Source organism: Rubrivivax rivuli (assembly GCF_004016505.1).
Lineage (GTDB): Bacteria > Pseudomonadota > Gammaproteobacteria > Burkholderiales > Burkholderiaceae_C > Rubrivivax > Rubrivivax rivuli.
Genome location: NZ_SACR01000004.1, coordinates 71,672 through 84,598, shown reverse-complemented (window position 1 = coordinate 84,598; position 12,927 = coordinate 71,672). Strand labels below are relative to the sequence as shown.

Sequence of the window (12,927 nt, the reverse complement as noted above, 5' to 3'; positions counted from 1 at the left end):
AAGTGCATTAAAGTGCTTGACGTCGTTGAAAGCATGCATTATCGTGCTCTTCACTGACCGACCCGCACACGCAACATCTTGCGTCGCACCAGGAGCCCCCGATGAGCCACAACCCCCGCGTCGACTACCGCACCGAGCCCAGCCAGTACCGCCACTGGAAGCTGAAGTTCGAAGGCCCGGTGGCCACCCTGGCCGCTGACTTCGATGAGAGCGCCGGCCTGCGCCCGGGCTACAAGCTCAAGCTCAACAGCTACGACCTGGGCGTGGACATCGAGCTGAACGACGCCATCCAGCGCATCCGCTTCGAGCACCCTGAAGTGCGCACGGTCGTCATCACCAGCGCCAAGGACCGCGTCTTCTGCTCGGGCGCCAACATCTTCATGCTGGGCGTCAGCAGCCACGCCTGGAAAGTGAACTTCTGCAAGTTCACGAACGAAACGCGCAACGGCCTGGAAGACAGCAGCGCCCACAGCGGGCTGAAGTTCCTGGCCGCCGTGAACGGCGCGTGCGCCGGCGGCGGTTATGAGCTCGCCCTGGCCTGCGACGAGATCATCCTGGTGGACGACCGCAGCAGCGCGGTGAGCCTGCCCGAGGTGCCGCTGCTGGGCGTGCTGCCGGGCACCGGCGGCCTGACCCGCGTCACCGACAAGCGCAAGGTGCGGCACGACCTTGCCGACATCTTCTGCACCAGCGTGGAAGGCGTGCGCGGTGCCAAGGCCAAGCAGTGGCGCCTGGTGGACGACATCGTCAAGCCGGCGGCCTTCGCGGCCAAGGTGCAGGAACGCGCACTGGAACTGGCCGCACAGAGCGACCGCCCCGCCCCCGAGACCCAGCCCCAAGGTGTGGCGCTGACCCCGCTGCACTGCACGGTGGAAGCCGACGCGCTGCGCTACACGCACGTCACGGTGGAGATCGACCGCGCCAAGCGCACCGCCACCTTCACCGTGAAGGCCCCCACCGGCCCGCAGCCCACCGACGTGGCCGGCATCCTGGCCGCCGGTGCCGCCTGGTACCCGCTGGCCATGGCGCGCGACCTGGAAGACGCCATCCTGCAGATGCGCACCAACGAGCTGGACATCGGCACCTGGCTCCTCAAGACGCAGGGCGACAGCGCCGCGGTGCTGGCTTCAGACGCCGTGCTGCTGGCGCACCAGAACCACTGGCTGGTGCGCGAGACCATCGGCCTGCTGCGCCGCACCTTCAGCCGCCTGGACGTGAGCAGCCGCAGCCTGTTCGCGCTGATCGAGCCCGGCAGCTGCTTCGCCGGCAGCCTGCTGGAACTGGCCCTGGCCTGCGACCGCAGCTACCAGCTGATGCTGCCCGACGACGAGGCGCAGTCACCCAAGATCACCGTGGGCGCGTTGAACTTCGGCCACTTCCCGATGGCCACCGGCCAAAGCCGCCTGCAACGCCGCTTCTACGCCGAGGCCGCACCGCTGGAGGCCGTGCGCGCCGCCGTCGGCCAGGCGCTGGATGCAGACGCCGCTTTCGCATTGGGCCTGGTGACCGGGAACCCCGACGACATCGACTGGGCCGACGAGGTGCGCATCGCCATCGAGGAGCGAGTGGCGATGAGCCCTGACGCACTGACGGGCCTGGAAGCCAACCTGCGCTTCAACGGCCCCGAGAACATGTTCACCCGCGTCTTCGGGCGCCTGACGGCCTGGCAGAACTGGATCTTCCAGCGACCCAATGCCGTGGGCGAGAAGGGCGCGCTGAAGGTCTACGGCAAGGGCGAGAAGGCCGCCTTCGACTGGAACAGAGTTTGACGACCACCCCGTAGCGCCTGACGGCGCTCCCCTCAAGGGGCGCCGCCAGCGGCCCGGCAAAGCCGGTTCCGCGGCGGCCGCTTGATACACCACCAGGAGACTTGCATGAGCAGCATCAACTACAGCGAGAAGATCCCCAACAACGTCAACCTGAGCGAAGACCGCACGCTGCAGCGCGCGCTCGAGCAATGGCAGCCGAACTTCATCAACTGGTGGGACGACATGGGGCCCGAAGGCTCCACCGACATGGACGTCTACCTGCGCACGGCCGTCAGCGTCGACCCGCAAGGCTGGGCCAGCTTCGGGCACGTGAAGATGCGCGACTACCGCTGGGGCATCTTCATGAACCCCGGTGACGCCGAGCGCACCATCCACTTCGGCGACCACAAGGGCGAGAAGGCCTGGGACAGCGTGCCCGGCGAGCACCGCGCCAACCTGCGCCGCATCATCGTGACGCAGGGCGACACCGAGCCGGCATCGGTGGAGCAGCAGCGCCACCTCGGCAACACCGCGCCCAGCATGTACGACCTGCGCAACCTCTTCCAGATCAACGTGGAAGAAGGCCGCCACCTGTGGGCCATGGTCTACCTGCTGCACAAGCACTTCGGCCGCGACGGCCGCGAAGAAGCCGAGGCGCTGCTCGAGCGCCGCAGCGGTGACCAGAACAACCCGCGCATCCTGGGTGCCTTCAACGAAGCCACGCCGGATTGGCTGAGCTTCTTCATGTTCACCTACTTCACCGACCGCGACGGCAAGTTCCAACTGTGCGCGCTGGCCGAGAGCGCGTTTGATCCGCTGGCCCGCACCACGAAGTTCATGCTGACCGAAGAAGCCCACCACATGTTCGTGGGCGAGAGCGGCATCAGCCGAGTCATCCAGCGCACGGCGCAGAAGATGAACGAGTTGAAGACCGACGACGTGCAGACCCTGCGCAACGCCGGCGTGATCGACCTGCCGACCATCCAGCGCTATATCAACTTCCACTTCAGCGTCACCATCGACCTCTTCGGTGCCGACGAGAGCAGCAACGCCGCCACCTTCTACAGCAGCGGCCTGAAGGGCCGCTACGAAGAAGGCAAGCGCGTGGACGACCACGTGCTCAAGGGCCAGACCTACCGCGTGCTGGAAGCCAAGAACGGCCAGCTCGTGGAGAAGGAAGTGCCCATGCTCAACGCCCTGAACGAAGTGCTGCGCGACGACTACATCACCGACAGCGTGGCCGGCGTGAACCGCTGGAACAAGGTGCTGGAGAAGGCGGGCATCCCTACGCGCCTGAGCGTGCCGCACAAGGCTTTCCACCGCAACATCGGCGCGCTCAAGGGCGTGAAGGTGGCGCCCGACGGCCGCGTGGTGAGCGAGGCCGAGTGGAAGGCGAATGTCGACCACTGGCTGCCCAGCGGTGGCGACCGGGCTTTCGTGGCCAGCCTGATGGGGCGTGTGGTGGAGCCGGGCCAGTTCGCGAATTGGATCGCGCCTCCGGTCATGGGCATCAACCGCCAGCCCGTGGATTTCGAGTACGTGCGCTTCAACTGAGCTGCGCCATCATCGAGAGCGTGCGACAAGGGGCCCACCGGCCCCTTTTTGCTGAAGGAGACACCCCATGGACATGGCCGACAACGCCGTCATCAAGCAGCACCTGATCGACCCCGAGATCTGCATCCGCTGCAACACCTGCGAAACGATGTGCCCGGTGGGCGCGATCACGCACGACAGCAACAACTACGTGGTCGACGCGGAGAAGTGCAACTGGTGCAACGCCTGCATTTCGCCCTGCCCCACGGGCAGCATCGACAACTACCGCAGCATGCCGCGCGTGCGGGTGTACTCGGTGGAAGAGCAGTTGGGCTGGAGCGAACTGCCGCCCGAGCTGCCGCGTGAGCAACTGCTGGCCGAGGCCGGTAGCGACACCGCCACGGTGGCTGTGCCCGAGCCCGTGGCGGCGCCGGTTGTCGCCGAGGGCTTCAACAGCAGCGCTTACGGCAGCACGCTGCCGCCGTGGTCGGCCGCGCACCCGTACACCAACCTCTACGGCCCGAAGGCGGCGGAGAAGTTCATCACTGCCACCGTGGCCGGCAACGTGCGCGTGACGCAGGTGGGCAGCGACTACGACACCCACCACATCGTGCTGGACTTCGGCGGCACGCCCTTCCCGCTGCTGGAAGGCCAGAGCATCGCCGTCATCCCGCCGGGCGTGGACGCCAAGGGCAAGCCGCACCACCCGCGCCAGTACAGCATCGCCAGCCCGCGCGACGGCGAGCGCCCGGGCTACAACAACGCCAGCCTCACCGTGAAGCGTGTGCTGGAAGACCACCAGGGCCGGCCCGTGCGCGGCGTGGCCAGCAACTACCTGTGCGATGCGCAGGTGGGCGACCAGGTGCAGGTCATCGGCCCCTTCGGCAGCAGCTTCCTGATGCCCAACCACCCGAAGAGCCACCTGGTGATGATCTGTACCGGCACGGGCTCGGCGCCCATGCGCGCGATGACCGAGCACCGGCGCCGCCTGCGCAGTGCGGGCAGGTTCGAGAGCGGCAAGCTGATGCTGTTCTTCGGCGCCCGCACGCAGGAAGAACTGCCCTACTTCGGCCCGCTGCAAGGCCTGCCGAAAGACTTCATCGACTGCAACTTCGCCTACAGCCGCACGCCGGGTGCGCCCAAGCGCTACGTTCAGGACGCCATGCGCGAACGCGCCGCCGACCTGGCGCCACTGCTGGCCGACCCCAACGCGTACTTCTACGTCTGCGGCCTGAAGGCCATGGAAGAAGGCGTGGTGCTGGCGCTGCGCGACATCGCCAAGGACGCCGGGCTCGATTGGGAAACCGTCGGCGCCTCGATGAAGCGCGAAGGCCGCCTGCACCTGGAAACCTACTGATGGAGACGCTGCGCATCGAAGTGCGCCGCCCCGGCGTGGCGCAGGTGACGATGGCCCGGCCGGCGGTCTTCAACGCCTTCGACGAGGCCATGATCGGCGAGATGGACGCCGCCTTCGCGCAGCTGATCGGAGACGACAGCGTGCGCATCATCGTGCTGGCCGGCGAGGGCAAGCACTTCAGCGCCGGCGCCGACCTGCAGTGGATGCAGCGCGCCAGCACCGCCAGCCTCGAATGGAACGTGGCCGATGCGCGGCGCTTCGCGGGCATGCTGGCGCGCATCGAAGCCTCGCCGAAACCCACGGTGGCGCGTGTGCAGGGCGCCGCGCTCGGCGGGGGCTTCGGGCTCACGGCGGCCTGCGACATCGCCATCGCGTCCAGCAGCGCCAGCTTCTCGGTGAGCGAGGCCAAGTTCGGCATCCTGCCGGCGGTGATCGGGCCCTATGTCATCCAGGCCGTGGGCAAGCGCCAGGCGCGGCGGCTCGCGCTCAGCACCGAACGCATCGGCGCCGACGAAGCGCTGGCCCTCGGCTTGGTGCAGCGCGTGGTGGCGCCCGAACAACTGGACGCCGCCGTCGACGAGATGCTGCTGCAGTTACTGGCCGGCGGCCCGAACGCGCAGCGCGAGATCAAGACGCTGTTCGCGCAACTGCCGGTGGGCGAAATCACGCCCGAGACCGTGGAACTCACGGCACAGACCATCGCCCGCGTGCGCGGCACCGAAGAGGCGCGCGAGGGTTTCGCGGCCTTCCTGGGCAAGCGCCCCGCCAACTGGATTCCGTTATGACGATCAAACTGAGTGGCGCCCCCGTCTGCGTGGTGGGCGCGGGCATCATGGGCGCGGGCATCGCGCAGGTGGCGGCGCAGGCCGGGCACGCCGTGCGCCTGTTCGACACGCGCGAAGGCGCCGCAGCCGCAGCCAAGGCCAGGATGGCCGGCGCGCTGGATGCGCTGGTGGCCAAGGGCCGCATGTCGGCCGACGCGGTGCAGGCGCTGCTGGCGCGCATCACGCCCATCGCCACCCTGCAAGAAGCCGCTGGCGTGGCGCTGGTGGTGGAAGCCATCGTCGAGAACCTCGACGCCAAGCGCGCCCTCTTCGCGCAGCTGGAAGGCCTGTGCGATGCCAGCACCGTGCTGGCCACCAACACCAGCAGCATCAGCGTCACGGCCATCGCGGGCGGCCTGCAGCACCCGGGCCGGCTGGTGGGCATGCACTTCTTCAACCCCGTGCCGCTGATGAAACTGGTGGAGGTGGTCTCGGGCCTGCAGACCGAGCCCGCGGTGGCCGAGGCCCTCTTCGAGCTGAGCGCCGCCTGGGGCAAGACGCCGGTACACGCGAAGAGCACGCCGGGTTTCATCGTCAACCGCATCGCCCGGCCCTACTACGCCGAGACCCTGGCGCTGCTGCTGGAGCAGGCGGCCACGCCCGCGGTGCTGGACGCCTGCCTGCGCGGCGCGGGCTTCCGCATGGGGCCCTGCGAGCTGATGGACCTGATCGGCCACGACACCAACTTCGCGGTGACGAACTCGGTCTACGCGGCCAACTTCTTCGACAAGCGCTACATGCCCAGCCTGCTGCAGGCCGAGATGGTGGCCGGCGGCCTGCTGGGCCGCAAGAGCGGGCGCGGCTTTTACAGCTACCGCGATGGCAAGCCCGAGAACGCCGGCCTGTCCGTGGCCGTGACCGAAGCCCCCGCCACCGCGCGCGAGGTGACGGTGCATGGCGAGGGCCCCATCGCCGACCACCTGGAGCAAGCCGCCACCGCGGCGCTGGCCCCGCAAGGCTGGGGCCCGGCACGCTTGCGCAACAGCGGTTGGACCGGCCTGGAAGTGGACGGTGCGCGCCTCATGCTGACCGACGGCCGCACGGCCACCGAACTCGCCGCCGACTTGCAACGCAGCGACATCGCCGTGTTCGACCGGCCGTTCAGCACCGCCCCCGGCACCGCCGTGGCGGTGGCCGTGGCCGAGAGCTGCCCCGCCGCGTGGCGCACGCAGGCCCACGCCTGGCTGGCCGCCTTGGGCTTCGCGCCACTGCCCATGGCCGACACGCCCGGCCTGGTCGTGGCGCGCACCGTGGGCATGCTGATCAACGAAGGCGCCGATGCGGTGCTGCAGGGCGTGTGCACGCCCGAGGGTGCTGATGCGGCCATGAAGCTGGGCCTGAACTATCCCGCGGGGCCCTTCGAGTTCCTGGCGCGCTGGAGCGTCGCCGAAGTGACCGCGCTCATCGACACGCTGGACACACACTACCGCGGCGAGCGCTATCGCTTGAGCCCTTGGTTGCGACGCCGCGCACTCACCACGAAGAACGCCTGACATGACCCACGCCTACATCTGCGACGCCCAGCGCACCCCCTTCGGCCGCTACGGCGGCGCGCTGTCTTCCGTGCGCACCGACGACCTGGCCGCGCTGCCGCTGAAGGCGCTGATGGCGCGCAACCCGAAAGTGGACTGGGGGGCGGTGGCCGACGTGCTCTACGGCTGCGCCAACCAGGCCGGTGAAGACAACCGCAACGTCGCGCGCATGGCGGCGTTGCTGGCCGGCCTGCCCATCGCCGTACCCGGCGCCACGATCAACCGTCTGTGCGGCAGCGGGCTCGATGCCGTGGGCAGCGCTGCGCGCGCCATCAAGGCCGGTGAAGCGCAGCTGATGATCGCAGGCGGTGTGGAGAGCATGAGCCGCGCGCCTTTCGTGATGCCCAAGGCGACCTCGGCCTTCAGCCGCGACAACGCCGTGTACGACACCACCATCGGCTGGCGCTTCGTCAACAAGCTGATGAAGGAGCAGTACGGCGTCGATTCGATGCCCGAGACGGCCGAGAACGTGGCCGTGGACTGGAAGATCGAACGCGAGGCGCAAGACCGCATGGCGCTCGCCAGCCAGCTGAAGGCCGTGGCCGCGCAGCAGGCCGGCTTCTTCGACGCCGAGATCTGCCCGGTGACGCTGCCGCAGAAGAAGGGCGAGGCGGTGGTCGTCAGCCAGGACGAACACCCGCGTGCCACTTCGATGGAGGCGCTGACCAAGCTCAAGCCCATCGTGCGGCCCGAGGGCACGGTGACGGCCGGCAACGCCAGCGGCGTGAACGACGGCGCCTGCGCCCTGCTGCTGGCCAGCGAGGCCGCGGCCGCGCAGCACGGCCTGACGCCACGCGCGCGCATCGTGGGCATGGCCACAGCCGGCGTGGCGCCGCGCGTGATGGGCATCGGCCCTGCACCGGCCACGCGCAAGGTGCTGGCACTCACGGGCCTGACGCTCGCGCAGATGGACGTGATCGAGCTCAACGAAGCCTTCGCTGCGCAAGGCCTGGCGGTGTTGCGCGATCTTGGCCTGCAGGACGACGATCCGCGCGTCAACCCCAATGGCGGCGCCATTGCCCTGGGCCACCCGTTGGGCGCCAGCGGCGCGCGCCTGGCCACCACGGCGGTGAACCAGCTGCACCGAAGCGGCGGTCGCTATGCGCTGTGCACCATGTGCATCGGCGTCGGTCAGGGCATCGCGCTGGTGCTGGAGCGCGTCTGAACTGGCGCTAGGCCTTCCTGGCGGCGCCCGGCCAGCGCCGCAGCAAGAGCGCATTGCTCACCACGAACACGCTGCTCAGCGCCATCGCCCCACCCGCGATCACCGGGCTCAGCTGCCCGAAGGCCGCCAGCGGGATGCCGATGCTGTTGAAGGCGAAGGCCCAGAACAGGTTCTGGTGGATCTTGGCCGTGGTGCGGCGGCTGATGGCAATGGCCTCGGCCACCCCACCCGGGTCGCCGCGCATCAGCGTGATGCCGGCCGCGTGCATGGCCACGTCGCTGCCCGAGCCCAGGCCGTTGCTCATCGCCAGGCCCACGTCGGCGGCCGCCAGGGCCGGTGCGTCGTTGATGCCGTCGCCCACCATCGCCACCGGGCCGATCTGCTTCAGCTCACCCACGATGCGCGCCTTGTCGGCCGGCAGCACCTCGGCCCGCACGTCGGTGATGCCCACGGCCGCGGCCACGCCCTCGGCACTGGCGCGCTGATCGCCCGAGATCAGCACCACCTGCACACCCAGGGCCTGCAGCTGCGCCACCGCCGCGGCAGCGCCCGGCTTGGGCGCATCGGCAAAGGCCAGCCAGCCCAGCAGGCGCGGCGTGCCGTCCATCGCGGCCAGGTAGCTCACGGTGCGGCCTTGGGTCTGCTGGGCCGCCACCTCGTCGGCCACCGCGTCCAGCGGCACCCGGCTTTCCTGCATCCATCGCTGGCTGCCCAGGTGCACCAGCAGGCCCTCGGGCCCGCCGGCGCGGCCGGCCACGCCGCGGCCGGGCACGGCGCGCACGCCGCTCATCATCACCTGGCCCGCCGCTTCGGCTTGGGCCGCCTGCAGCACGGCGCGCGCCAGCGGGTGTTCGCTGCCGGCCTGCAGGCCCGCGGCCACGGCCAGGAGCGAGGCGCGGTCGTCATTGGCCGCGCCCGCGGCCACCAGGGCGGGCCGGCCTTCTGTGAGCGTGCCGGTCTTGTCGAAGGCGACGACGCGCAGGCGGTGCGCCGCTTCCAGCGCCTGCGCGTCCTTGATGAGGATGCCGTGCTGCGCCGCCACGCCCGTGCCGGCCATCAGCGCGGCCGGCGTGGCCAGGCCCAGGGCGCAGGGGCAGGCGATCACCAGCACCGCCACGGCGTTGATGAGTGCGTGTTCCCAATCGCCCGTGCCCAGGCCCCAGGCCAGCAGCGTGACGAGCGCGATGCCCAGCACCACGGGCACGAAGACGGCGCTGACACGGTCCACCGTGCGCTGGATGGGCGCCTTGCCGGCCTGCGCCGCTTCCACCAGCCGCACGATGCGCGCGAGCACGGTCTCGGCGCCCACCGCGGTGGTGCGCAGCAGCAGCAGGCCATTGCCGTTGACGGCGCCGCCCGTCACCGCGCTGCCGGGGCCGCGCGGCACGGGCAGGCTCTCGCCGCTGATCAGCGCTTCGTCGAGTTCGCTCTCGCCTTCCAGCACCACGCCGTCCACGGCCACGCGTTCGCCGGGGCGCACCACCACCAGGTCGCCGGGCTGCACTTCGGCCAGCGGCACATCCACGTCACCCCCGGGCCTGCGCACGCGCGCGGTCTCGGGGCGCAGGCCCTGCAGCGCCCGGATGGCCGCGGTGGTCTGGCGCCGCGCGCGCGCTTCCAGCCACTTGCCCAGCAGCACGAGCGTGATGACGACGGCCGAGCTCTCGAAGTAGAGGTGCGGCATGCCGCCCCAGCCGGCCTGCGCCAGCAGCCACAGGCTCAGCCCGAAGGCGGCGCTGGTGCCCAGGGCCACCAGCAGGTCCATGTTGCCGGTGCCGGCACGCAAGGCGCCCCAGCCGGCGCGGTAGAAGCGCGCGCCCAGCCAGAACTGCACTGGCGCTGAGAGGGCGAGCTGCCAGAGGCCGGGCAGCATCAGGTGCGCATCGGGCATGAAGGGCTGCAGCAGCATGGGCAGCACCAGCGGCGCGCTCAGCAGCGCAGCGATGACCACACGCCAGCCGTCGGTCAGGCGCCGTGCCGGGGCGGCGCCCTTACCTGCCGCGGCCTCGCCAGCGGCGGGGGCGCGCAGGCCGTACCCGGCCTTCTTGAGCGCCGCGACCAGCGCGGCGCGGTTGGCGGCGTCGGGGCCGGCGGCCAGCGTGACGGTGGCCGTTTCGCTGGCCAGGTTCACGCTCACCGCAAGCACGCCAGGCTGCGGCGCCAAGGCCTTTTCCACGCGGCCCACGCAAGAGGCGCAACTCATCCCTTCCACGCCCAGCGTCAGCGTGCTGATCGAAAGCGGGTAGCCGGCCTTCGTGGCCGCCGCCTGCAGCATGTGCGCGTCGAAGCCGGGCCGCACCTGCACCGTGAGCACCTCGCTGGCGAGGTTGACGCTGGCCGCGGCCACGCCAGGCTGGGCCAGGGCCACTTTCTCGACACGGCCCACGCAAGAGGCGCAACTCATGCCGCCCACCGCGAAACGCAGTTCACGCCAGGGGCCGGCGGCGGTGGGGGGCGCCGCAGCGGCCAGGGTGGAGGTGTTCATGAAAGGGGACGGCAAGCGCTCGCAGGGACGAAGGGCATGATAGGCAGCTTGACTTGGCGCCCTTCTGCCTCACATCAAGCCCATGGAGCGCAATAAACCATGACCATCTTCCAGATTCCCGCCATGTCCTGCGGCCACTGCGTGCGCAGCATCACCGAAGCCGTACTCGCCGCCGACCCCGCGGCGCAGGTGAAGGCCGACCTCGCCAGCCACAGCGTGCAGATCGACAGCCACGTACCCCCAGCCACGCTCGCGGCCGCGCTCACGGCCGCCGGCTACGCCCCCACGCCCGCCACCGCCGGCTGAGCCCAGCCCGCGCCGCACACCGGCCATCTGCAGGCCGGCGGGGGCCTGGGTACACTCACCGCCCCCTCCCCCGCACCCCATGGCCGGCCTCCACATCACCGACATCGAAGCCGCCATCAACTGGTGGCGAGAGCGCTCACCCTCGCCCGATGGCATCAGCGCCTGCGCCGAGGTGCGTGCGCTGGCCGAGGTGTACGCGCTGATGGTGTACTACCGCGAGACGCTGTGCGACGAAGCCAGCATGCCGCGCCGCGCGAAGGAAGCCTGGCTGGCCTGGTACAGCACCACGCCCGACGCGCCCTGCATCGCCATCTGCAGCACCAGCCAGGGTGACGAAACCTGCAAGGGCTGCGGCCGCAGCTTCGACGAGGTGCAGCACTGGCCGGCCTACACGCCGGGCGAGAAACGCAGCGTCTGGCGCCGCATCACCATGGAAGGCACGGCCTGGCGTTTCAACCGCTACGCCGAACGCGCGCAGCGCGCCAGCGGCGCCGACCACCCACCGGCCGAGGCCTTCGCGCCGCCCGCGGCCCCCGGCGCTTGACGCGGCAGGCCGGCACCACCGCGTCGGCCCGCGCCGCACGAACGGCGCGCTGGGCCGACAGCCTGCGCCGCATCGTGCCGCTGGCCTGGCCGGTGTTCATCGGCCAGGTCTCGGTGCTGGCCTTCGCCACCATCGACACGCTGCTGGTGGCCCGCGCCGGCGCCAACGACCTGGCCGCGCTGGCGGTGGGCTCGGCGGCCTACATCACCGTCTTCATCGGCTTCATGGGCGTGCTGATGGCGCTGGCACCCATCGTCGGCCAGCTGCACGGCGCCGGCCGCGATGCCGAGGCCGGGCACGAGGTGCACCAGGCGCTGTGGATCGCCTTCGCGCTGGCCTTGCTGGGCAGCACGCTGCTGGTCTTTCCGGCGCCTTTCCTCGCGCTGGCGCAGGCCAGCCCCGAGGTGGGCGAGAAGGTGCGCGGCTACCTGCTGGCGCTGGCCTTCTCGCTGCCGGCCTCGCTGCTGTTCACGGTGTACCGCGCCTTCAACACCGCCGTGTCGCGGCCCAAGGCGGTGATGGTGCTGCAGCTCGGCGGCCTGGCGCTGAAGGTGCCGCTGAGCACGGCACTGGTCTTCGGCGTGCCTTCGATCGGACTGCCGGCGCTCGGCGTCACGGGCTGCGGGATCGCCACCGCGCTGGCGATGTGGGCGCAGGCGCTGGCCGCCTTCATGCTGGTGCGGCGCGACCCCTACTACCAACGCTTCGCGCTCACGGGCCACGGCCTGCACCGGCCCGAGCGCGCCCGCCTGCTGGCCATGTTGCGCCTGGGTGTGCCCATGGGCGCGGCCATCCTGGTGGAGGTGACGGGCTTCGCCTTCATGGCCATCTTCATCGCGCGGCTGGGCACCACGCCGGTGGCCGGGCACCAGATCGTCGTCAACATGGTCTCGCTGCTGTTCATGATGCCGCTGGCCCTGGCCAATGCCACCGGCACGCTGGTGGCGCAGCGCATCGGCGCCGGCGACCACGCCGACGCGCGCCGCCTGGGCTGGCACGGCCTGGCCTTGGGCTGTGCCATCGCGGCGGTGATGGGTGCGGCCGTCTACGTGCTGCGCGCGCCGGTGCTGGGCCTGTACTCGCAAGACGCCGCCGTGCTGGCCGCGGCGCTGCCACTGGTGGCCTGGCTGGCCGTCTTCCACGTGGCCGACGCGGCGCAGACGATTGCCGCCTTCGTGCTGCGCGCCTACAAGATCGCCACGGTGCCGGTGCTGATCTACGTGGCCGCTTTGTGGGGCGTGGGGCTGGGCGGCGGCTACCAGCTGGCCTTCAACGTCAGCGGTCAGGTGCCCGTCGCGCTGCAGGGCGCGCCCGGTTACTGGGTGGCTGCGACCGCCGGGCTGGTGGTGGCCGGCGTGGCGCTGAGCGCCTTCATGCTGTGGATGATGCGGCAGCAGCGCGACGCCCAGCAGGCCGCCCCGGCCTGAGCAGGC

General features: G+C 70.5%; 10 protein-coding genes. 9 read left to right on the top strand and 1 reads right to left on the bottom strand.

What is annotated here, in order from left to right; genetic code table 11:
• Positions 1-101 precede the first annotated feature (101 nt).
• The 6 genes from boxC to pcaF all read left to right on the top strand — a co-directional run bounded on the left by boxC (position 102) and on the right by pcaF (position 8,159).
• Complete coding sequence (boxC, locus tag EOE66_RS12755; protein WP_128229091.1) at positions 102-1,769, top strand: 2,3-epoxybenzoyl-CoA dihydrolase; 1,668 nt, start codon at positions 102-104, stop codon at positions 1,767-1,769.
• Positions 1,770-1,874: 105 nt separating this feature from the next.
• Complete coding sequence (gene boxB / locus EOE66_RS12750; protein ID WP_128229090.1) at positions 1,875-3,302, top strand: benzoyl-CoA 2,3-epoxidase subunit BoxB; 1,428 nt, start codon at positions 1,875-1,877, stop codon at positions 3,300-3,302.
• A 67-nt stretch (positions 3,303-3,369) separates the two neighbouring features.
• Positions 3,370-4,638: a benzoyl-CoA 2,3-epoxidase subunit BoxA gene (gene boxA, locus EOE66_RS12745; protein WP_128229089.1), complete on the top strand. Its 1,269-nt coding sequence runs from the start codon at positions 3,370-3,372 to the stop codon at positions 4,636-4,638.
• The gene (locus EOE66_RS12740) at positions 4,638-5,423 is read left to right on the top strand and encodes an enoyl-CoA hydratase-related protein (protein WP_128229088.1); all 786 of its coding nucleotides are present in this window, start codon (positions 4,638-4,640) and stop codon (positions 5,421-5,423) included. The genes boxA and EOE66_RS12740 overlap by 1 nt, the downstream gene beginning before the upstream one ends.
• Positions 5,420-6,955, top strand: a complete 1,536-nt coding sequence (locus EOE66_RS12735; RefSeq protein WP_128229087.1) for a 3-hydroxyacyl-CoA dehydrogenase — start codon at positions 5,420-5,422, stop codon at positions 6,953-6,955. The genes EOE66_RS12740 and EOE66_RS12735 overlap by 4 nt, the downstream gene beginning before the upstream one ends.
• A gap of 1 nt (position 6,956) precedes the next feature.
• Positions 6,957-8,159 carry a 3-oxoadipyl-CoA thiolase gene (gene pcaF, locus EOE66_RS12730; RefSeq protein ID WP_128229086.1) on the top strand — a complete coding sequence of 401 codons (1,203 nt, stop codon included), beginning with the start codon at positions 6,957-6,959 and terminating at the stop codon, positions 8,157-8,159.
• Positions 8,160-8,166: 7 nt separating this feature from the next.
• On the opposite strand, the gene EOE66_RS12725 is transcribed toward pcaF, so the two are convergent.
• Complete coding sequence (locus EOE66_RS12725) at positions 8,167-10,644, bottom strand: heavy metal translocating P-type ATPase (protein WP_128229085.1); 2,478 nt, start codon at positions 10,642-10,644, stop codon at positions 8,167-8,169.
• Between the two features lie 99 nt (positions 10,645-10,743).
• Between EOE66_RS12725 and EOE66_RS12720 the strand changes: the two genes are divergently transcribed.
• The 3 genes from EOE66_RS12720 to EOE66_RS12710 all read left to right on the top strand — a co-directional run bounded on the left by EOE66_RS12720 (position 10,744) and on the right by EOE66_RS12710 (position 12,921).
• The gene (locus EOE66_RS12720) at positions 10,744-10,950 is read left to right on the top strand and encodes a heavy-metal-associated domain-containing protein (RefSeq protein WP_128229084.1); all 207 of its coding nucleotides are present in this window, start codon (positions 10,744-10,746) and stop codon (positions 10,948-10,950) included.
• A 79-nt stretch (positions 10,951-11,029) separates the two neighbouring features.
• Positions 11,030-11,494, top strand: coding sequence for a DUF3717 domain-containing protein (locus tag EOE66_RS12715; RefSeq protein WP_128229083.1), 465 nt, complete (start codon positions 11,030-11,032; stop codon positions 11,492-11,494).
• Positions 11,491-12,921: an MATE family efflux transporter gene (locus tag EOE66_RS12710; protein WP_128229082.1), complete on the top strand. Its 1,431-nt coding sequence runs from the start codon at positions 11,491-11,493 to the stop codon at positions 12,919-12,921. Before EOE66_RS12715 ends, EOE66_RS12710 begins: the two co-directional genes overlap by 4 nt.
• Positions 12,922-12,927 lie beyond the last annotated feature (6 nt).

What these genes read in the sequence shown, in the direction of transcription:
- EOE66_RS12720 (WP_128229084.1), top strand. Translation starts at nt 10,744, where the DNA reads ATGACCATCTTCCAGATTCCCGCCATGTCCTGCGGCCACTGCGTGCGC.
- EOE66_RS12725 (WP_128229085.1), bottom strand. Translation starts at nt 10,644, where the DNA reads ATGAACACCTCCACCCTGGCCGCTGCGGCGCCCCCCACCGCCGCCGGC.
- boxC (WP_128229091.1), top strand. Translation starts at nt 102, where the DNA reads ATGAGCCACAACCCCCGCGTCGACTACCGCACCGAGCCCAGCCAGTAC.
- boxA (WP_128229089.1), top strand. Translation starts at nt 3,370, where the DNA reads ATGGACATGGCCGACAACGCCGTCATCAAGCAGCACCTGATCGACCCC.
- EOE66_RS12740 (WP_128229088.1), top strand. Translation starts at nt 4,638, where the DNA reads ATGGAGACGCTGCGCATCGAAGTGCGCCGCCCCGGCGTGGCGCAGGTG.
- EOE66_RS12715 (WP_128229083.1), top strand. Translation starts at nt 11,030, where the DNA reads ATGGCCGGCCTCCACATCACCGACATCGAAGCCGCCATCAACTGGTGG.
- pcaF (WP_128229086.1), top strand. Translation starts at nt 6,957, where the DNA reads ATGACCCACGCCTACATCTGCGACGCCCAGCGCACCCCCTTCGGCCGC.
- EOE66_RS12735 (WP_128229087.1), top strand. Translation starts at nt 5,420, where the DNA reads ATGACGATCAAACTGAGTGGCGCCCCCGTCTGCGTGGTGGGCGCGGGC.
- boxB (WP_128229090.1), top strand. Translation starts at nt 1,875, where the DNA reads ATGAGCAGCATCAACTACAGCGAGAAGATCCCCAACAACGTCAACCTG.